This window comes from Brevundimonas sp. (assembly GCF_044336875.1).
Classification (GTDB): Bacteria; Pseudomonadota; Alphaproteobacteria; order Caulobacterales; family Caulobacteraceae; genus Brevundimonas.
The window spans coordinates 23,078-43,669 of the sequence record NZ_JBIIOP010000010.1 but is presented as its reverse complement, the minus strand read 5'-3'; the positions used below and the strand labels follow the sequence as shown (position 1 = coordinate 43,669).

Annotated in this window: 14 protein-coding genes; 8 read left to right on the top strand and 6 right to left on the bottom strand. The window is 62.1% G+C overall.

The annotated features are described in order from the left end of the window. Positions 1 to 27: 27 nt before the first annotated feature. The 4 genes from dapD to ACIQ1T_RS12450 all read right to left on the bottom strand — a co-directional run bounded on the left by dapD (position 28) and on the right by ACIQ1T_RS12450 (position 5,625). Entirely contained in the window at positions 28 to 885 is an 858-nt protein-coding gene (dapD, locus tag ACIQ1T_RS12465; RefSeq protein ID WP_395944873.1) for a 2,3,4,5-tetrahydropyridine-2,6-dicarboxylate N-succinyltransferase, read from the bottom strand. Continuing rightward, on the bottom strand, positions 882 to 1,541 hold the full coding sequence (locus tag ACIQ1T_RS12460; protein ID WP_395944872.1) for a pyrimidine 5'-nucleotidase: 660 nt from the start codon (positions 1,539 to 1,541) through the stop codon (positions 882 to 884). Before ACIQ1T_RS12460 ends, dapD begins: the two co-directional genes overlap by 4 nt. Next, a complete protein-coding gene (gene argB / locus ACIQ1T_RS12455; RefSeq protein ID WP_395944871.1) occupies positions 1,538 to 2,467 on the bottom strand; it encodes an acetylglutamate kinase in 930 nt (309 codons plus the stop codon). Before argB ends, ACIQ1T_RS12460 begins: the two co-directional genes overlap by 4 nt. A 62-nt stretch (positions 2,468 to 2,529) precedes the next feature. Then, entirely contained in the window at positions 2,530 to 5,625 is a 3,096-nt protein-coding gene (locus tag ACIQ1T_RS12450; RefSeq protein WP_395944870.1) for a glycosyltransferase family 4 protein, read from the bottom strand. 89 nt (positions 5,626 to 5,714) lie between these two features. On the opposite strand from ACIQ1T_RS12450, the gene ACIQ1T_RS12445 reads away from it, so the two are divergent. From ACIQ1T_RS12445 to ACIQ1T_RS12410, 8 genes are all read left to right on the top strand, one after another. Continuing rightward, entirely contained in the window at positions 5,715 to 7,079 is a 1,365-nt protein-coding gene (locus ACIQ1T_RS12445) for a glycosyltransferase family 4 protein (protein WP_395944869.1), read from the top strand. Positions 7,080 to 7,248: 169 nt separating this feature from the next. After that, positions 7,249 to 8,022, top strand: coding sequence for an ABC transporter permease (locus tag ACIQ1T_RS12440; RefSeq protein ID WP_395944868.1), 774 nt, complete (start codon positions 7,249 to 7,251; stop codon positions 8,020 to 8,022). Positions 8,023 to 8,049: 27 nt separating this feature from the next. Continuing rightward, positions 8,050 to 9,222, top strand: a complete 1,173-nt coding sequence (locus tag ACIQ1T_RS12435) for a chain-length determining protein (protein WP_395944867.1) — start codon at positions 8,050 to 8,052, stop codon at positions 9,220 to 9,222. Between the two features lie 4 nt (positions 9,223 to 9,226). Next, entirely contained in the window at positions 9,227 to 9,907 is a 681-nt protein-coding gene (locus ACIQ1T_RS12430) for an ABC transporter ATP-binding protein (RefSeq protein ID WP_395944866.1), read from the top strand. After that, a complete protein-coding gene (locus ACIQ1T_RS12425; protein ID WP_395944865.1) occupies positions 9,908 to 10,432 on the top strand; it encodes a hypothetical protein in 525 nt (174 codons plus the stop codon). It begins immediately after the preceding gene. A 357-nt stretch (positions 10,433 to 10,789) separates the two neighbouring features. Further along, the gene (locus tag ACIQ1T_RS12420) at positions 10,790 to 12,001 is read left to right on the top strand and encodes a glycosyltransferase (RefSeq protein ID WP_395944864.1); all 1,212 of its coding nucleotides are present in this window, start codon (positions 10,790 to 10,792) and stop codon (positions 11,999 to 12,001) included. Beyond that, positions 11,998 to 13,419: a glycosyltransferase gene (locus ACIQ1T_RS12415; protein ID WP_395944863.1), complete on the top strand. Its 1,422-nt coding sequence runs from the start codon at positions 11,998 to 12,000 to the stop codon at positions 13,417 to 13,419. Before ACIQ1T_RS12420 ends, ACIQ1T_RS12415 begins: the two co-directional genes overlap by 4 nt. A 294-nt stretch (positions 13,420 to 13,713) precedes the next feature. Further along, complete coding sequence (locus ACIQ1T_RS12410) at positions 13,714 to 14,865, top strand: class I SAM-dependent methyltransferase (protein WP_395944862.1); 1,152 nt, start codon at positions 13,714 to 13,716, stop codon at positions 14,863 to 14,865. Here ACIQ1T_RS12410 and ACIQ1T_RS12405 read toward each other — a convergent pair. Together ACIQ1T_RS12405 and ACIQ1T_RS12400 are read right to left on the bottom strand one after the other, a co-directional pair. Next, on the bottom strand, positions 14,855 to 15,454 hold the full coding sequence (locus tag ACIQ1T_RS12405; protein WP_395944861.1) for a class I SAM-dependent methyltransferase: 600 nt from the start codon (positions 15,452 to 15,454) through the stop codon (positions 14,855 to 14,857). The genes ACIQ1T_RS12410 and ACIQ1T_RS12405 overlap by 11 nt on opposite strands. 254 nt (positions 15,455 to 15,708) lie before the next feature. Beyond that, entirely contained in the window at positions 15,709 to 20,589 is a 4,881-nt protein-coding gene (locus ACIQ1T_RS12400; RefSeq protein WP_395944860.1) for a glycosyltransferase, read from the bottom strand. Positions 20,590 to 20,592: the final 3 nt, after the last annotated feature.

Here is a 20,592-nt window from a genome sequence, read left to right as displayed (position 1 = left end):
GTTCCGGGGAGGGAGAATCCTTCTGTCTCAGTCGCGCAGCAGTTCGTTCACGCCGGTCTTGGCCCGCGTCTGGGCGTCGACCCGCTTGACGATGACGGCGCAATACAGCGACGGCCCGCCCTTGGGATCCGGCAGCGAACCCGGCACCACGACCGAATAGGCCGGCACCTCGCCGCGGAAGACCTCGCCCGTGGCGCGGTCGACGATCTTGGTCGAGGCCGACAGATAGACGCCCATGGCCAGGACCGCGCCCTCGCGCACGATCACGCCCTCGGCCACCTCGGCGCGGGCGCCGATGAAACAGCCGTCCTCGATGATGGTCGGATTGGCCTGCAGCGGCTCCAGCACGCCGCCGATGCCGGCGCCGCCGGACAGGTGGACGTTCTTGCCGATCTGGGCGCAGGAGCCGACCGTGGCCCAGGCGTCGACCATCGAACCCTCGTCCACATAGGCGCCGATGTTCACGAAGGACGGCATCAGCACGACGTTCTTGGCGATGAAGGCGCCCTGGCGGACGATGGCGCCCGGCACCGAGCGGAAGCCGGCGTTCTGGTAGTCGGCGGCGGCCCAGTCGCCGAACTTGTTCGGCACCTTGTCCCAGAAGGGACCGACGCCCGGCGCGGCGCTCAGCGGGCCGCGATCGCCGGCGCGCATGATCTGGTTGTCGTTCAGGCGGAAGGACAGCAGCACCGCCTTCTTCAGCCACTGATGCGTGGTCCAGACGCCGTCCTCGCCGCGCGAGGCGACGCGGGCCTGGCCGGCGTCCAGCAGGGCCAGGGCGGTCTCGACGGCGTGGCGCACGTCGCCGTGGGTGGCGGCCGAGACATTGGCGCGGTCTTCCCACGCGGCCTCGATGACGGATTCGAGATGCGACAGGTCGGTCATGCGGCGTCCTTGAAGGTCAGTTCGGAGAGAAAATCGAGAAGGTCGGGGGCGATATGGTCGATGTGCGGTCCCAGCGGCTTGCCGTGGCCGTCGCCGATCAGGACCGTTTTCATGCCCAGGGCCTTGGCCGGCTCCAGATTCTTCGGCGTGTCCTCGAAGAAGGCGGCCTGACGCGGATCGATGTCGAACCGCTCCAGCATCCGGCGGAAGGTGGCGGGATTGGGCTTGGGCGTCAGATCCCCGTCCTCGATGGCGAAGACGCCTTCGAAACAGTCGGCCACGCCGATCCGCTCCAGCACCCGATGGGCATAGTCCCGCGCGCCGTTGGTGAAGACGAAACAGCGCCCCGGCAGGGCCTTCAACCGTTCGGCCAGGCGCGGATTGGGCTCCACCCCGTCCAGCGGCACGTCGTGCACCTCACGCAGGAAGCGTTCGGTGTCGACGGCGTAATTGGCCATCAGCCCGGCCAGGGTCGTGCCGTGCTCGTCGAGGAACTGGCGTTGCATCGCCGCCGCCGCCTCCGGCTCCAGGCCGACGGCCTCGACCACGAAGGCGTTGATCCGCTTCTGCACCAGGCCCATCAGCCCCTGCTCGCGCGGATACAGGGTGTCGTCCATGTCGAACACCCAGGACCGGACGTCGGAGAAGTCGATCAAGACGCCTTCACCAGGGTGCCCGCGCCGAATTCGGTGAACAGCTCGACCAGCATGGCGTGGGGGCGTCGGCCGTCCAGGATGACCACGGCCTCGACCCCGGCGCGCACGGCGGCCATGGCGGTCTCCAGCTTGGGGATCATGCCGCCATTGGCGACGCCCGTATCGATCAGGCCTTGCGCCTCTTCCAGGCTCATCTGACGAATGATCTCGCCGTCCGCGCCCTTGACGCCCGGCACGTCGGTCAGCAGCAGCATCCGCTTGGCGCCCAGCGACCCGGCCACGGCGCCGGCGACGGTGTCGGCGTTGACGTTGTAGGTCTGGCCGTCTTCCGCCACCCCGATGGGGGCGATGACCGGCACCCAGTCCTCGGTCTCCGACGCGATCAGGCCCTTGATCAGCTTGGGATCCACCTTGGTCGGCTCGCCGACGAAGCCCAGATCGACCTCGTGCTCGATCATGGAGTCGGGATCGCGCTTGGTGCGACGGGTCCGTTCGACGGTCAGCAGGCCGGCGTCCTTGCCCGACAGACCGACGCCGCGCACGTCCGCCTCCTTGCCGGCCATGGTGATCCAGTGGGCGATCTCTTTATTGACGGCGCCGGACAGGACCATTTCCGCGACCTCCATGGTCGCCGGATCCGTCACCCGCAGGCCGTCGACGAAGCTGGACTTGACCCCCGCCTTGTCCAGCATGGCGCTGATCTGCGGCCCGCCGCCGTGGACCACGACCGGGTTCACCCCCATCAGCTTCAGCAGCACCACATCGGCGGCGAACTGACGCGCCACGGCGCTCTCGCCCATGGCGTGGCCGCCGTATTTGATGACCACGGTCTCGCGGTCATAGACCTGAATATACGGCAGGGCCTCGGCGAGCGTCTTCGCCGTCTCCCAGCTGCGTTCCTCGGATTGGCGCTCGGTTTCGTTCATCACGCGCGCGAGATAGCGGGGGACGGGGGCGGTGTCACGCGGGAAGCGGCCACGACTGCGGCCTACTGCAGCGTAACTTCGCTCCGCGACGCGCGAATCCGGCGGCGGATTGCGCGCAACAGTCCTCGCCATAAAGTCGGTCTGCGCGCCGGCCGCAGTTCCACCTGTTGAAGATGGAATCCCAGACGCCTGTCATCGGGCGTGCCGTCCTCGGCCCATGGCGTGAAGCCGATGTCGGCGCACAAGCAAAGACTCAAGGCCCTGCCCGACAAGACCGTCTTGGGCGTCCAGCCTTCCAGAAGCCCGGCCTCCGCCCCGAAACGTCGTCGCGCGATCATCTGACCGCCTGCCCAGAGCCTCATGTGGCGGTCTCGCCCCCCGATCGGCCCGCACGTCGTGCGAACTCTCACCAGATAGCCGTCGGCTGCGGTCTCAGGCGCACTGAGTCTGAGCCGCGCACAGGCCCCATTGCTCCAACGTCCATTCGCCTCACGGGCATGCCATTCTCCCGGCGCAAGTTCGCTGTTCTCGACCGGGTCAGGCGCATCGTCGCCAAAGCGGAAGACTCCGTTGCGAACGATCACCGGCGAGGCGTCTGCGTCCTCCGCAAGCGTCGCAACGAATAACCCGACTGCAAAGGAACGCCCGTCCTCGCCGATTCCGATACTCGCCGGAGAGCGCAGATCGGATCCGACAATATCTATGATCCGGTACAGACTGCCGTGCACCGCCTCCGGCAGGTCGAACTCATAGTCCAGCATCTCGTCTGTGACGGCTTCGATCGTTCCTATCGGCAGGCCGTTCACCAGAACGCTGGCGCGCAGGGGCGCCGTCGGCGAGGCGACGGGACGGCCTCTCAACCGAAGCCTTGCGCCTGTTCTCTCATCTTCCGACGCGCGCCCCAGAACCAACCGGGTCAGTCCCTGATCTCCATGCATGCCCCATACGCCGTCCTGACTCGCTCCTCCGGCAAGGAAAGAGGCGCAGCTCCAGTGCGTGAGATCGAGACCCGTCCCCAGTGGCGCGACCTGCTGCTCCAGGGAGAGGAAGGGTTCGTCGCGCAACTCGAACGCCAGGGCGTGCAGCGCCATGCCCACAGGCGCCGGACCATCCGTCGATGTCCGCAACCTGTCGACCCGAAAGCCGATCGTCGCCGAACCTTCCGTGACCGGCGCCGGCAAGACCAGCGAGAAGGTCCGCGCGCCGCCGTCCGCAAACAGCAACCTCCCGACCTCGACGCCGTCGACATCCACGTGGCAGACGCCGATATCCTGGCCCTGGACAGGCATGCGCGCCGTGATCGCCAAAACGGCAAGACCGGTCGCCCGAGTGTTCAGGCGCAGGCGGGCGACCAGGGCTTCGGACCAAACCCCGGCCTCCTCCCTGACGCGCCAGCCCTCCCTCAGCGCGACGCCCCGTCTCGAGGCGTCGCGTCCGAACACCAGACGATCCCCGGCGACATAGGCGTCGTCGATCCCGAACAGGCCCATGTCCGCTGACATCAGTCCACGGATCGCCTTCTCGTCTTCGAACGCCGGCACGATCTTGATGCGCGGCCTGAGCAAATCCTGCGCCATGCAGAAACGCCGCATGGCGTTCCCCATCTCGACTGTCGGACAAATGATCAGAGCCGCATCGACCGCCAGGGCGCGCAGAAGCTCCGGCTCCCACGACAGGTCGTCATCCCGGATGACCGCGCCGGCCAGCATCACGACCAGGTTCAGTTCGTGCGTCTCTGCGAAATGCCTGACAGCCTCGACAAACTCCAGGTGAGGCGCTTCGTCGCCGCAGACGCACGCCAGAACCCGCATCTCTTCGATGCAGCGAACCTCGGCTGCGCCCGCCTCCCCGTCCTGCGCGTCGCCCTGTGGGAAGGAGAGGACTCGCCCTCCGAGCCGTTCGAGAGAGAGAGACGCTTGACGTCTCGCCTTTTCGCCGAGGCCGTTCAGCTCCACGCAGACTGCTTTGGCTGATGCAAGCACGGGCGCGGCCTCGTTTGATGTTCGCGGCGACGGCGATGCTTGCGACGCACGATGACGGGCCTGCGCCACCCCATAGGCGTCGAGCGTTTCCTGGACGTGCCGTCGCCAACCGTATCGATCCGCAACGAAACCTTGCGCCGCCTTCCCCTGCCCTTCAGTCATGTCCCAAGCGGTGAAAACGGCGTCCCGGATCGAGGCTGGCCTTGCCGGGTCGCAGTAGAGGGCGTGATCGCCCAGATATTCCCTTTCCCCCGACCGGTCGGAGAGCACCAGGGCCGCGCCTGCGGCGGCCGCCTCCAGGGCCGCCAGCGGAGCGCCTTCCGACCAACTAGGCAAGACCACGACCCTGGCCGCCGCCAAGGCGGACTGCAGCATGCCGTCGCCCCTTTCGAGCCGCCCCAACCTATGCACGCGGTCGCCCGCATAGGACTCCAGCAGACGCGAATAGCCTGGGTTGGGCTCATCGCCGACCAGGACGATCGGGAGATCCGTCTCTCTCAGCGCATAAAGAAGCATCAGTTGATTCTTGCGCGGTTCGACACGGGCCACGCAAAGCACGAAGTCCCGCAAACCGAAGCGGTCGACGAACAACGCCGGATCAGCGTTCGCAAACTCCTCCACGGCGATAGGATTCCGCACGATGCTGCTGGAGAGCGCCGTCGCGCCGATTTTTTCGAGGGCGCGCTGCTCGATATGGCTGAGATGAACGACATGATCGGAAAGGCGGATCAGTTCGCGCACGATCGCATGGAATCCTGCGATCGGCTGCTGCGAGACAGAGCCTGCGACAGCCGCGAAACCTCGCACCTCTTCGGCGATCAGATCGTCGAGATCGCGCGCGCCCGGTCTCTGCTCGAACAGAAGAGGCAGGCGACGATTCCACAGATCCGTCTCGCTCAGATCCAGGAATATCGGGGAGAAGACGAAAGGCAGACCCATTTGCCGCACACGACGCGCCATGGCCAATGCGCTGTGGGGATTCCAGACGTTGAACCCATGGACCAGGCCTGCCGACGTCAGGTCGGCGTGAGGCAGGGCGAGGACATGCGCATCATATCCCTCGGTCCGCATCATCTCGGCCATCCGGGGCACCCGCACCGAAGGGCCGCCCAACGTCACGCGCTCATCGCCATGCAGGGCCAGGACGATCCGTTCCTGCGTTGTTCGTTCGTGCATCTACCGTCGTCCCTTCAGCATCGACGCCGTATTCTTCCCGACCAACTCTGGACAAAGCCCCTCGCAAGGCCTTAGGCCCTCGCAGCCTCATGCAATCCTTCACCCCTCCATCGTCTGTTCGCACGTCTCCCTCAAGGGAAAGAGGCGCGACCACGATTTGCATCGATGGCTTCAACCTCGCCCTCGCCAAGGGTTCGGGCATCGCGACATACGGAAGAAACCTCATCGCGTCCCTGAACGACATGGGCTGCGACACCCAGGTCCTGTACGCTCCCCTCGCCCCCTTGAAGGCCGACCCCCTGCTCGACGAGATCGCGCTTGTCGATCAACACCGTCCCGGCAAGCCGCCGACCAAGGCGGAACGTTTCGTCCGAACCCGAATGGCCAGGTTCGGCCTGGAGGCCCACCATATCCCGCACAGCGAGAAGGTCATATGGCCGGCCGACGGCGCGCTTCCGCCTGGCGCAAAGAGTTACTGGGCCAGCCGCGATCTCTATCGAACCGCGCAAAGGGTGTTCCGCCGCTCTGGAAGACTGACGGAGGTGCGCTTCGCACGATCCGACGCCGCGATGTCGCCTATCGCCATGCATTGGACGGCTCCCCTGCCCCTGCGCGCCCGCGGAGTCCTGAACCTCCATACGCTGCACGACCTTATTCCCTTGCGGCTGCCTTTCGCCACCACGGAAGACAAGTCGCGATACCTGGCGTTATGTCGACGCATTGTCGCCAGCGCCGACCATCTGATCGTGGTCTCGGAAACCACGCGCCGCGACGTCATCGAACTGCTGAACGTTTCGGAAGACAAGGTGACGAACACCTATCAGGCCGCACGTCTGCCGCCAGGCCATGCCGATCGATCAGACACCGAAGTCGCAGCCGAACTGGAGGCGGCCTTCGGTCTCGAGTGGCGGTCCTACTTCCTCCATTACGGGGTCGTTGAGCCGAAAAAGAATCTCGGACGGTTGGTCGAGGCCTATATCATCTCGGGCGTACGATCCCCTCTGGTGATTGTCGGAGCCAAGGGCTGGCTGGACGGCGACGAGACGGCGCTTTTGCGGCACGTTCAGGAGCATGGCGCCGCAGGTCAGAGGATCATGCGTTTCGACTATCTCCCGGCCGGCGTTCTCGCCAGTCTGGTCAGGGGCGCACGCGCCACGCTCTTCCCCTCCCTGTATGAGGGCTTCGGCCTGCCCGTCCTCGAATCTATGATGATGGGGACCCCGGTCCTGACCAGCGACGCAGGATCCCTACCGGAAATCGCCGGAGGCTTTGCTCGCCTAGTCGACCCTCTCGTCCCGGCATCCATAGCCGCCGGAATCAGCGATCTCGACGGCGATCCCGGCCTGCGAAAGGCCCTGACCGAAGGCGGACAGAAACACGCCGAAGCCTTCTCGCCAGCCGCCTACCAACAGCGCTTGGAAGCCCTCTATGAACGCCTTGGAATCTCTGGGTGATCCCGAACGACTTCCCGCAAAGAGCGACTGGTTTTTCATGCTGAAGGTGAATAAGCATGAGCCCGCAGCGGTCTTCGACCGAGCGCATTCTTCGCTGCGCGCGCCCCAGTCGAACCGGCCGGTTTAAAGCGGCCCGAATTGTGGATCATGAATCCGATGCACGTTTGATATGATCACCGCAGTTCGCAAGAATGCGCGCATCATCGGCAGTTTGATGATGCGGGAAATCATGACCCGCTTCGGCCGCGAGGGCCTGGGCTTCGTCTGGCTTGTCGGCGAACCCCTGCTGTTCTGCGGCGGCGTGATAGCAATGTGGTCATTGTTGAAGTCGCCGTACGATCACGGCATCCGCGTCGCCCCCTTCGTGATGACCGGATACATGTGCCTGCTGCTTATCCGGCACATAATTTCCTATAATATGGGAGCGATCCAGGCGAACATCGGCCTACTCTATCATCGCCATGTCACCGTCCTGCACATCATCATCGCCAGGGATCTGCTGGAGTTGGCCGGCGGCAGTCTCGCCTTCATCGTCGTTTATGCCGCCCTGTTCGCCTTCGACCAGATCGCCCTTCCGGCGGACTTCTTGCTCATCTTCTATGGTTGGAGCACCCTGTTCTTCCTCACTTCAGGCTTGGGCCTGCTGTTTTCCGCCCTGGCCATTGAATTCGAAGTGATGGAACGAATCATCCCGGTGATGATGTATCTGATGATTCCGATCTCCGGCGTCTTCATGATGGTTGGATGGTTGCCCGAACCCTATCGCTCGACGCTTCTGCTCATTCCGATACCGCACAGCGTCGAGATGGTTCGCGCCGGCGTCTTTGGCGAATTCGTGGAAACTCATTTCACCCCACTGTACCCCCTTGCGTGGGGAATGGTGCTAAACGTCGCGGGACTGTTGCTGTTGGCCCGCGCAAAAAAACATGTCGATATCGACTAAGGTCCCCCGTCGGCCTCGGAAGCAATCATGACCGAAAACGAACTGAAGTATCTGGGCCCGTTGCCGCAGACCAAAAGCGCGAACAATCCCGGACTCCGCTGGAAGTCGCGCGTCCGGCGGTTGCCCTGGGGCTTCCTCGCCGTGGTCGTGGCGCCGACGCTGCTGGCGGCCTTCTATCTTCTGCTGATCGCCTCCCCTCGCTACGTGTCAGAAGCCCAGTTCATCGTTCGGCAGGCGTCTTCGCAGCAACCTAGCGGCCTGGGAATGGCCTTGCAGGGCGTGGGGCTTCCAGTCGCACAAACCGACGCCTTCGCTGTCCACGAATACATGACCTCGCGCGACGCCCTGCGCACCGTGAACGCCCAGGATCTCGTCAGCCGGGCCATGCGCCGCCCCGGAATCGATTTCCTGTCGGCTCGCCCGCGATTTTGGGAAGACACCTCCTTCGACACGCTCTTCAAGGGCTTCCAGGACTATCTCACCGTCGGATACGATTCGACGACGGGCATCAGCACCATCCGCGTTTCCGCCTTCACCGCACAGGACGCGCTGAAACTCAATCAAGCCCTCCTCGCCAACAGCGAGTTTTTCGTGAACCGCCTCAACGAGCGCGCCATGGGTGACTCGGTGGAGCAGAGCGAGCGCAGCGTTGCAGAGGCCGAGACGCGCCTCGCCAATATCCAGGCGCGTCTGAGCGCGTTCCGCAACAGGGAACAATTCATCGACCCGGAAAGCGCCGCTCGGGAATTCGCCGAATTGTCCGCGACGCTCGGCGGCACGCTGGCGACGCTGCGCGCCGAGCGGGGACAGATCGCCGCCCAGACGCCTGACAGCCCTCAACTGCCCATACTTGATGGCCGCATCCGCTCGTACGAAGCCCAGTTAGACGCCGAACGCGCCCGGGTCGCGGGCACCGCGACCTCTCTCGCGCCCAAGGTCGGCATCTTCGAAGCCATGACTCTCGAGCGGGAGATCGCCGCCCGCGCCGTCGCCACCGCCAACCAAAGTCTGGACGCGGCGCGCCAGGACGCCCGTCGCCAGCATCTGTATATCGAGCAGGTGGCGCGTCCGAACCTGCCGGAGCGGCCCACCGAACCCCGTCGCCTCTTCCTGCTCCTGACGGTGCTGGTGGCGACCCTGGTGATCTACGGCCTAGGATGGCTGGTGGTCGCAGGCGTTCGCGAACACCGCCAAGATTGACGCCATGTCCCTTTCCCCCGGAACGGCGGCCCTAAGCGTCGAAGGCCTTTGCAAGACCTACGACACGCCCGGCGGCCGGAGCGTGTTTCAGGATCTGAATTTCACCATGGGCCCGCAAGACCGCCTGGCTGTTCTGGGACGGAACGGGCAAGGCAAGTCGACGCTCATCAAAATTCTTGGAGGCGTCCTTCATCCGTCGTCAGGGCAGGTGCACTGGCGGATGTCCTCGTCTTGGCCGATCGGCTTCGGCGGCGGCTTCCAGGGCAGCCTCAGCGGGCTGGACAATATTCGGTTCCTTTGCCGCCTCTACAATCGCGACTATCGCAACATGCTGGAGCGCGTGGACAACTTCGCCGAACTCGGATCGGCTTTACGCCGCCCCGTAAAACACTATTCGTCTGGCATGCGAGCTCGACTGGCCTTCGGCCTCTCTCTCGCCATTGAGTTCGAATGTTATCTGATCGACGAGCTCGTCGCTGTCGGCGACGCGCGATTTCAGAGGCGCTGCAATGAAGAACTCTTCGAAAGGCGCGGAGACCGCGCCTTCCTTATGGCTTCGCACGACATGCACATGATTGCGAGCCTCTGCGACCGCGCCCTGATCATTGAAAGCGGCAAGGCCAAAATATTCACGGACATCGAAGAAGCGGTTCATGTTTACCAATGGCTTCGCGGTACGTCCTAAGTGTCTGCAGACAAGATAAAAGAAGAAGCGGAAGACAAGGCCGTCGCAGACGCGGCGACGCGCCCGCCATCGCCTGATCCGCGTTTGAACGGACAGTATGTTCCGCCCTTGGGCGAACGTATCGAATGGCCGCTCCACCTCTTCGAATGCCTGCCTGGCGTCGACAGGGGCGAGGCTATCGACCTGACCGGCCAACAGAAAACCCTGCTTTTCGGCCCCTATGTCCAGTTGCCGGCCGGGCTGTGGCTGGCACGCATGCGGTTTTCGATCGACCCCCAGGGTGGAGAAGTCCAGGCGCGCTTCGACTGGGGCGCGCTTGGGCTCTTCACGACCGAGACATACCTCATTCGAGACCCGGGCCAGTATGAAGCGCGCATGGTCCACGCCTGGGATTCGCCCCAGGCGGCGGAGTTCCGCGCCTTCACCTGCCGCCCCTCGTTCCAGGGCTATATTCGGTTCCACGGATTCAGCGTGGAACGCCTTTCAGATTCCTCGCCCCCCTCCACGGTCTGCGCCCAGGCTTAGCGACCGGATGGGCTTGCGGCTGGCCAGGGCGACAAGAAGTTAGGAGACGGTCTCGCCTTGAACCGCCCTTCCATGGATTCGGGTTTCGCCGGCCAGCTTCATCGCTTTCAACGATGATGGAGATCGTGGACGGCGGGCTCACTCCACCAGCGCGAACAGTTTAGGTTGGAGCCTTGGCGTTGCAGGACCGAGCGTGGGCCGCAGACTAAAAGATCGGCTTACACATCAGCACCCTGACTATCTGACGAGCAGAAGCGAGCCTTGCAGCAATCCGAATGGAGTGACCTCCACGAGCTGTGATTGACTTGGCCGTATCAGCGCCCTTAGCGTGCAAAGACCTTCCAAACGGATACCTCAGTGCTTCACCGACTTTTCAAACAGCCGGCGCCTCAGCGTCCTCTTCGCGTTCTGGTGTCTGCGAAGGTCGGCGACACACTTATCGCTCCCGGCCGCGCACGTTCAATATGGGCGGCGAATACGGCGGACGCCGTGAGGCAGAACGGGCATATTCCCGTATTGCTGGGGCGGACCAATGATCAGCCCTATGACATAGCAAGCGCACAGGGATGCAACTCGATAAGTCGAGTGTTTTCCTCGATCTACAATGTACCGGAAGGAATAGAGCTCGCAATTCCTAACGCTCGTTCCGATTTCACCGCAGATGACGCGGCGAACTGGGAGATGCGATCTGATTATCTGGACGAATTACTGAAGAATGTCGACGTCGCTCACATTCGCGATGGCATGATGGCCAGGAAATGCTTCTTCCAGAGTATTCCCTTCATCTACGAAGATCACAATGAAGATTATCACGAGAATATCAGCTCGAAAGACATCTCCATACTGAGAGATCCGCTCTGCAGGGGCGTCCTCGCCATCACTCCGACTGTTGCGAAACGTCTCGAAGGCTGGGGCCTCGGGGACAAGACGTTCGTCGCCGATAGCGGCGTCAACGTTTATTCTGTCGAACGAGACCTTGATCGTGTGGCGCGTTGCAGGCGCTTTATTCTCGGGCATCGCTTCTCTGCTGCGGCCTTCTACGGTGGCGGCCTCCAGACGGAACGAGGAATCGACAAGATATTTGAGGCGGCAAGGCTCAACCCTCACATCCATTTCCTGCTCGCTGGAGGCGTCAGTCGCGCGCAGAACGAGCGTCGAGATCAGCGAAACAAATCTGATTTGAAAAATCTATCTGTTCTAGGTTTTCTTGACCAGAGCACCGTCATGTTGTTCGCACAATCCAGCGACGTCCTGGTCTTCACCCGAGCCAAAAATGACAGAAGCCAAATCACATCTCCACTGAAAGTGTTTGAGTATCTTGCCAGCGGCTCGCCCCTGGTCAGCTACAAGCTCAAGGTCATAGAGAACGCGATCGGCAAGGACGCGGCGTTGACCTTCTATTCCGGTGAGGACGGGGCGTCCCTGAGCAAGGCCATAAACAAGTCGCTAAGACTGCGGCCATGGCGCCTGGAGGGGTACGAGCAGAATGTCAGATACGGAATGAAGAAGAGTTGGAAGGCGCGTGAACAACGCATCCTGGAGCGCCTCTGCGCCGGAGTCGACGCGTGAGCCGCCTGATCCCCCACCTCCTGAAGACATTCGACGGGCCGAAAACACAGCCGATCGATCTCGTCTACGACATCGTCTTCATCCTCAACGTCAACAGCAAGGGCTGGATCCTCGACAAGATCTGCAAAGTCGTCGAACGCGCATCGGGTCTGCATTGCGGATGGGTTTACGCCGAGACAAACAGCCGCCTCGGCGTACCCCTGCCTAAGGCGCGCGCCTATTTTTACGCCCACTACAACCTGGCCGCAAACACGATGGCGCGGGCTCCTCAGGTCGTCGGCGCCAAGAATTTCGTCTATTTCACCCACCCTGATTTCTCCAGGGGTGTGAGCGCCTCGGAGATGCTGGTCGCCTTCGACTATATGGACGGCGTCTTCGCCATGAACGCCTCCGACCGCCAGTTCCTCATCGAACTGGGCCTGGATCCGGAAAAAATCGTGACGACGGTCGGCGGGGTCGACCTCGCCATGTTCGACGGTCTGGATATTTCAAAAGGAAGATCCGTCGGCTTTGTCGGCGGATACTATGAGCGGAAGAATCCGCGCCTCATACTGGATGTCGTGAAGGCGAACCCGGATCTTTCCTTCATCCTCCTTGAAGGACATCCCGATGAGGTTCTGAACACCGGCATACAATGGCGCGGATCACCGTATGCCGAGGAGATCGCCGGCCTGGCGAATCTGGACCTCGTCCAGGCCCGGTACGCAGACTACCCTCAGGTATATGAGCGCATGTCGGTGTATGTGTCCGTCTCCCAAAGGGAGGGCGGCCCAATGCCGCTGCTGGAAGCCTTGGCCGCGAACGTCTATCCGGTGGTGGCGGATACGGGTTTTGCACGTGATGTCGTGACAGGCGAGGACGTCGGAATCATCCTGCGCAAGGATCCCGACGTCGACGACGTGACTGCGGCGATCCGCGACGCCCTGACCAGATCTCGGACCACGCTCAACGAGGTCGCATCACGGTTCAGTTGGGAAGCGAAAGGCGCTCTTATCGCGGCGTCCATGAACCTCGATCCGATCGTGCGGACTTATCCGTTCGGGCGCGGCGCAGAGGGATCGGCCTTCGCCCGCGAAGGATGGCACGCCCCTGACAGCGACCGGATCTGGTCAAACGGCACGCGCGCAACCCTGCAGATTTCCAGAGGTTACGGACAGCGCCCCATCGAGGCGGTTCGCCTGAGGCTGGGACTGTATTACACAGCCGTCGGGGGCCTCTCCGTAAAGATCGGCAAAAACATTGTGTCCGTTTCGCACTGCAATACGGAACAGGACTTCTTGGTGCCGGTCGAGTCGGGCACAAACCCGTTGATCACTATCGAAATCGAGGGCAGTTACCCTAGAATTCCCGCTGAGGTCAGCTCGTCCAAGGACCAGCGATTGTTAGGATTCTACATCAAATCACTGGGTTTGATTTAGGGGATGCTGTGGACTCACTCAATTTTATCCGCCTTCCGTTCGATCTGCCCTCCCTTGCAGCCGGGGAGCCTCTCCATCTCCGCCCAGTTTGATGACGGGGACAGCTGAGCATTCATTGATTTTTCTCGCCATTTCTTGCGGCCCTGGTGACGTCCGAGCGTTTTCACTTGATGGCGACCTCGGGGCGGCGAGATCAAGCCCGCCATCTCACGCCCTTTCAGAAAATGAGACGGAAGGGGACTTGGCGTTCAACTTCGCCGCGATATTGTGATTTCATCGAATAAGGTGGGCCTAATGGATTCGTCGCTTCGTCGCCTGATGTCTCGGCTTGCTTGTCCCGTCACCAAGGGTGATGTCTGGGCTGAGCCCTCTGTGAATGCTGGCGACGACATCAAGGAAGGACGGCTCGTGAGCGCTGCTGGGGTCGTTGGAACTATCCGGGACTTCAAGCCGAGGTTTACTGGAGGCGCGCCCGTCGACATTCCAGAACAACCGACGTCCTTGAAGGCTGAACGGATCTGGAAATTGCACGAAGCTACAGAGGTGGCCCCCCAGGCAAAGGCTGTAGATTCACACTGGCGGATGCTGGTCGAACCGGTAGAGGTCTCCCTGAAAGGGCGGCTCAAGATTAAATTCGGCGCTCACCCATCGTCTGGCATCGTCAAGGTTGGCGATCGGGAAATCGACCTCTTCCACGCAAACTCACTGGTCCCGCTCACTGTGGATGCCGAAGGCCCCACCACGATCACTCCATGCGGTCGACGGAACCCTAAGTCACGGAACAGTCAGGTTTTGCTCGAATCCATTGAAGTGGAAACGGAGGAAATGCGGCCTGCAATTTTCCGCCGAACAGCCCGAAATCGAGCTCGACCGTTCCGAGCGAGGCCCCTTGAACTGCTTGCTGATGTGCCGTCCGACGGCGTCATGATCGACATTGGCGGCGGTCGGCGGATGATGGACGACCCCCGATACATCAACATGGAGTACGATCTGTTCGACGAGGCCGATTTGTATGCCGACGCACAGTCACTGCCATTCAAAACAGGAAGCGTGGACTTTATTCATTCAACGGCGGTCTTCGAGCACCTTCCGCATCCGCGACGGGCGGCCGAGGAAATTTTTCGCGTCCTGAAGCCGGGCGGTCGAGCTTATGTCGTAACCGCATTTATGCAGCCCGTGCATTCTGAGCCGCAGCATTTCTATAACGCTAGCATTTACGGGCTGGACCAATGGTTCGACATGTTCCCGGATAGATCGATATCTTGGGGAGGTCGCGTCTCCGGGACATTGTTGACCCTGGCCAAAGCCGGGGCGCGAGGGGTGCCGGCCGATAAGATGAAGCGACTGCAAGAAGCCCTTGAAGCGCTTGACGAATATGTCACGCAGGAGAGTTTGATGTATGTCGCCTCCGAAACCGTAGTAGAAGCTATCAAGCCTATCGATTGACTGGCGCACCGTAAAAGAGAAGGGAGTCCACGTGCTCCCACTCCCAAGAAAACTGGCGCCGTAGGTAGTTGTGCAACTCGCTGTTAATATCGTCGCAGGCCAAAATGCCGCCAGGATTCAGCATCTCAAGCAACTTCGGAACATTGCGATCGATCTCATCTTCGGTGTGAGAAGCATCACAGAAGATCAGGTCAAATTTTGTCTCAAATCTCAGATCTCGAACATCTGCTCGGTGGACTGAGACACGCTCCATAAATCCACGCTCCCCTAAATTCTTGAGAAGCGAAACGATGGAACCGCCAGGCTGAAGAACGTGGGGCCTGTAGTCCTCGGCATTGGCTTTGTCCGCCAACCGCTCACCCAGAAGGCGCTCCCACTCCGCCTCCGATGAAATTCCAAAGTCGACTGTGTGAAACTGCCGCCACACATTGTTGTGCTTCATTGCTTCTAAGATGACACACGTCGATCGTCCGATCCACGGCCCAACCTCAAGGATGGGACCATTCGTCAGTTGAACCAGTTGCCAAAGGATGTTCACCTGATTCTTAGGAAACCATCCATGGGGCAGTGTCCCGAGATCAAAAGGCATCCGGACGTAAGTCAACGGCCCCATCTAGGTCAATGCCAGAGATTTTACATATAATCCCATTTGCCGTTGGCCTTCAAATATCTCACTTCCGAGAGGACTTCAGATAATATTCCAAGCAGCTCGCATCATCCTGATACTAGAACAACTCCATCAAATGTAGCGCAATTCGATACAAGATGGACGGTTGAGTCTTGGCGGATTTCGCCGTGGAGTTCTGAAGAAAGTCAAGCCTTCAACCGCACGCCCTGCCGCCTTCACTCCCAGCCTCTTTCCGCCGCGTCGAAGAGGCCGCAGATCATGCCGTCCAGCTGGTTTGAGATTCGCCTCCAGCTATGCCGATCCAACCAGGCCTGCATGTTCTGCTGAACCTCTGTTCGACGGCCTTCGTCCTTCAACAGGGCGGTGATCGCCGTGGCGAGACAGGCCGGATCATTGCTCTCCGCCTGCGCGACCACGCCTCTCAGTTCGGCGAAGATATTGACGTCCGTAGTCATCACGGGCGCCAGGCTCGACATGGCGACGCGGACCGCGCCGCTCGCGGAATCCCGACTCTGATCATAAGGCAGAACCACGAGATCGCAGCCCGAGAGAAGACGCCCGATCTCTTCGATCGGCAGGAAGTCGGTGTGCCATTCGATGGCGTCGTCGACCCGCAAACTCTCCGCCAGGGCCTTGCTCGCCGCGATCAACTGATCGGACTCTCCGGGATAGTTCGCATTCACGAGTCGAAGCCGGATCCCGGGCCAGGTCCGGCGCAGGGCTGGAAGCGCGGCGATGAGACGGTCGATGCGCTTGTGGCTCAGGAAGAAGCCGTGGCAGCCGATGACGGGACTGGCGGAAGACGGCAGCGAACGGATCGTCGACGGCGCTTGGCCGGGCATCGCGCCGTGCGGCAGAAGCACGACGTTCTCGACCAGGCCATACGATTTCAGAAGGTTCATATCCGAGAGATTATGGACCACCAGTCGCGTCGCTCTGCGCAGTCCGTCGAGAACGACCTCTCGCTCCTCCTCGGTCAGCAAGGACTGGATATTGCCTGCGGCGTGCAGGAAGACGACGACTACGCGGCCGTGCAAACGCTCGTCACGCAGGAAGTCGCTCAGGACGGTCCAGCGGATCAGTCCGTCCTGATGTTGAACCACGACCGCCTCCGCCCGATGACGATCCAGCGCCTCAAGCAAGGTTTCGAGATGCTCGTTGCCGCCGATTTTCCAGACGGCTTCATGGGCGAACCCGCCGACCTTTTCCGGCGGCGTCCTTATGTCGCTCAAGACCACGGTCGCCGAGCGCGCTTCAAGAGACGCATGGCTCAGCAGGAAGCTTGAATATTCGGCGATGCCGCAACGCACGCCCCAACTCGTCACCCAGGCTGTCCTCGGCCGGGGCGTGACGGGTGTGGCGACAAGGCTTTCCGTCACCCCCTGCAAGGTCTCGACCCAGGCGGCCCGTCGGCCGACGTTCGCCGCTCGGGCCTTGCCCTCCTCTCGACGGGCTTCCACAACAAGGGCCTGATCCGGGTCAAGCTGCTCCCGCATCGCGGCGATCAGATCCTCGACGGAAGGCTCCACCCACAATGAATGCCCCCCGGCCACATGGCTCGCCGAGGGCGCGAAAACATAGTCGAGCATCCTGGCCTCGGCGGGCCCGCAGAAATCCCTCTGTCCGCCATAGCCCGTAACGATCAAGGGCGTGCCGCTCGCCAGGGCTTCGAGAGCGGGCAGATTATACCCCTCCCCCCTGGACGGCAGGACAACGACGCCGGCCTGCTCGTAGAGCCGCACCAAATCGTCTTGCTCCATGTCCCGGCTGATAACCTCGACGGGCGCGAGGTTTGCATGGGCTTTGCGGAGTTTTTCGATCTGAAGCTCCACATCATTATGAGGATTTGGAAACGTCTTGATCAGCAGTCGGACCGGGTCGTTGCGCGTGAAGGCCCGGCTCCAGGCCTCCAGCAGCAGATCGACGCCCTTGCGAGGGAAACAGGACGACACGTGGAGGAAAAGCTTCTCCGCTCCGTCCTTCCGCCCTTGAACAGCTTCGAATGCTTCGAGTTCGGAAGGCAGGCCGATCAGGGCGACAGGAATGCGGAGCCCTGAATCCACCAAAGCCTTTCTCACGCTGCGGGACGGAGCCAAGACAGCGGAAAAATGCTCTTCCAACGCCTCGACGATCAAGGCGGGAACCTCCGTCTCCTCCCAGTGGAAGAGCGCCAGCGCCAGATCCGGCGCCTCAGCAGGCGGCAGGACAGGATAATGGTGGCTGATCACCACATCCAGTCCTTCAGCCGGCAGAACCGTCGTGGCCAGGCGCGAGATCAGACCGCGCTCATCCTCAGGAACCTCCGAGAACTCATCGATCGGCGAGGTCTCGTAGGCGGCGAAGGCTGTCCGGCCCGCCAGTTCGGCGTCCAACGCTCGAGCGAGCGCGCGATTGACCATCGCTAGACTGTAGGCCCCGCGCACATGTCCCATGATCGTATAGTTCGCGGGCGGGACCAGCGGCGCCGCAGCATCCGCCGCCCTTAAATCGGCAAGGCGTTGCTGTTCGTTGCCCTGCACCGAACGCGCCACATCCGGCACGACTGCGCCATGGCGGTTCCGCAGTTCGGGCAAGACCGCGTCGTCGAATACAATCCATGTCGGCGTCGGAACCGCGGCTGGATCCGCCTTACCCAATGGCCGCTTGCGGGGTTTGGGGACGGCCTTCTCTGAAACCCCACAGATCAGCACCTCGCCCTCGACCTGCCCCATGCCGCCGTGGACGGCGTTCATCATCGCATGAGCGACGGCGGAAGAGAGATCGGGTCGATGAAGCAGCAAATCCCCGACCGCCGCCACAGCCACCGTCACGCCCTGAGCGGCGAGATCGGACAGAGGCGCGGCTTCCAGCGCGGCGCCATCAAGAATATCCAGCCGGACGATCTTGTCGCCCGCCCGCCACACCAGTTCTTGGTCGGCCAACGGAAAATCCGGAAACCCGAGCAGGCGCCCGGCCAGACGGTTGGCGGTCATCGCCATGCCACGCCTGAACTGCACAGGCCGCAGGCGGTCGTCGCCGATGAGAAGATCCCGTATCAGCCGACGTCCGCATGAGAGGTGGCGTCCCTGGATCGTGCTCAAACCGGACACGTCAAGGAAGACCTCCGGCGAGCGACGCTTCTCCGCATTGCGCCAGACCGCCAAAGCAAGTTCATCAAGGTCCTGCGCGCTCGGCGCCACCCCATTGGCCGACCCGGACAGGCTTTCCAACCCTTCGCCGCTGACGGGCGCAGGCGCCTGGGCGAGACTCTCGAGCACCGCCTCGACCAGACTCTCGTCATGCGCCGCGTGCCGTTCCTGGCCCTTCCGCCGCGACAGGCCCGGAGCGGGCGAGACGCCCACCGCACGTCCTCGACCGTTCAGAACCAGAGGCGAACCCGGCCCGGTCAGAATCGGAATGTCCGCAGCGAAAATCGAACCGGCGGCTTGAGCCGCGATCGCCGGGTCATCCGCCGCCGCCGCCAGGGCCTTAAAACGCCCCCAGGCGAACACGTCCGCCTGCTCCGTCGGCGAAAGGCGCTTCGCTTCCTGCGACCGATCAGACGACGCATCCAGCGCCAGAATCGCTCCGGGGCGAACCGCGACATAGGGAGCGATCAGATGAAGCTGATCGGCGTCCGCGATATACAGCAAGCGATCGAACCGCCCGCCCGACAACATCAGGTCGGGCAAATCCTGACGCCGCACATCCCCCAAGGACGCGTCCCGTCCGATCTCGCCGGCGACCATGGCCAAGTCGATGCTGCAGACCTTTCCCAGATCGCCCAGCAGTGAGCGAACCTTTGCGGCGCCGCTGTCCGCCGCCCCGGCGCCGAGCGCCGCGACGACGCCTATGCGTGCGCCGGCTGAGAATCCCGGCGCGCCGGACGTCGTGTCCATCCGTCGCGGAGGCAGGGCTTCAAGGTGAGTCAGGATCGCCTTGGCCGACCTGCGCCACGAGTAACGGCGCGCGCGCGCGCGTCCATAGGCGCGCAGCTCTTCCTGACGCGCCCCGTCCTTGAGGATTTCTGCGATCACACGCGCGATGTCGCCGGGATCCAGAGGATCGAACAGGATGTCCGACCGCCCCACGACCTCCGGCAGACTGGTGCGATTGGATACGGCCACGGCCGCTCCACACGCCATGGCCTCTAGCGGAGGCAGGCCGAACCCTTCGCTGAGCGAAGGAAAGACCATCAGTTCACAGCAGGTATACAGGGCTGCGAGGTCTTCATCCGGCACATATCCGGCGATGAGATAGGCCTCGGGCGGCAGCCCCAGAGCCTCGGCCGCCTCCACGATCTTGCGACGCTCGGCCTCATCGGTCGCACCGACCAGGACCAGAGTGACCTCGGCGAGAAGGCGCGGCTCCAGGCAGGCGAAACCGGCCAGCAGCCCCTGCAGGTTTTTTCGCGGCTCCAACGGGGCGGTGGTGATCACAAAGCGCCGTTCGATGCCGTAGCGCTCGAACAGCCGCCTCTTGTCCTCGTCATCGACCAGGACCGGACGGAAGACAGAAGATGCGGCCAAAGGCACGCACTTCAACCGATCCGGGTGGATGCCGAGCAAGTCGACGGCTTCGGTTTTTGTAAATTCCGATATGGTGAATATTATATCGGATCGGCGCAGGCTGGAGATTTTACTCTCATAGGCGCGGCGTAAGGCGTCATCGCCTAGATAGGTTTCAGGATCCGCATAGGGGATCAAGTCATAGAGAGTCGTGACCGTTCGACAGCCAAGCCGCTCTATGCTTGAAACAGTCGGCTCCCTGAATCCTTCAAACAGGCTGGGATTGAAATAGACATCCGGCTTCAGGTCTTCCACGACCTTGGCCAGAGCCAATTCCGCAGCATGTGTACGCCAGTCATTGCCTTCCATGGCGCTGGCTACCTGCCTGGGCAGGGAGACGACCAGGATGTTCTCATTGGGAATCAGGCCGGCGAGATCCCGCCGGATCTGAAGAAGATGATCCGTATAAAGGTCGGAAAGCAGCACATGGATCGTATGCCGCGGCCCGGCCTCCCGCGCCATCGCCTCCGTGATGGATCGCACATAGCGCCCTATGCCGCGTAGACGGCTTCCGCTCTGGCAGGCCTGGAGATCGATCAGAATCCGCATGTA

What these genes read in the sequence shown, in the direction of transcription:
- dapD (WP_395944873.1), bottom strand. Translation starts at nt 885, where the DNA reads ATGACCGACCTGTCGCATCTCGAATCCGTCATCGAGGCCGCGTGGGAA.
- argB (WP_395944871.1), bottom strand. Translation starts at nt 2,467, where the DNA reads ATGAACGAAACCGAGCGCCAATCCGAGGAACGCAGCTGGGAGACGGCG.
- ACIQ1T_RS12450 (WP_395944870.1), bottom strand. Translation starts at nt 5,625, where the DNA reads ATGCACGAACGAACAACGCAGGAACGGATCGTCCTGGCCCTGCATGGC.
- ACIQ1T_RS12445 (WP_395944869.1), top strand. Translation starts at nt 5,715, where the DNA reads ATGCAATCCTTCACCCCTCCATCGTCTGTTCGCACGTCTCCCTCAAGG.
- ACIQ1T_RS12440 (WP_395944868.1), top strand. Translation starts at nt 7,249, where the DNA reads ATGATCACCGCAGTTCGCAAGAATGCGCGCATCATCGGCAGTTTGATG.
- ACIQ1T_RS12435 (WP_395944867.1), top strand. Translation starts at nt 8,050, where the DNA reads ATGACCGAAAACGAACTGAAGTATCTGGGCCCGTTGCCGCAGACCAAA.
- ACIQ1T_RS12430 (WP_395944866.1), top strand. Translation starts at nt 9,227, where the DNA reads ATGTCCCTTTCCCCCGGAACGGCGGCCCTAAGCGTCGAAGGCCTTTGC.
- ACIQ1T_RS12410 (WP_395944862.1), top strand. Translation starts at nt 13,714, where the DNA reads ATGGATTCGTCGCTTCGTCGCCTGATGTCTCGGCTTGCTTGTCCCGTC.
- ACIQ1T_RS12405 (WP_395944861.1), bottom strand. Translation starts at nt 15,454, where the DNA reads ATGCCTTTTGATCTCGGGACACTGCCCCATGGATGGTTTCCTAAGAAT.
- ACIQ1T_RS12400 (WP_395944860.1), bottom strand. Translation starts at nt 20,589, where the DNA reads ATGCGGATTCTGATCGATCTCCAGGCCTGCCAGAGCGGAAGCCGTCTA.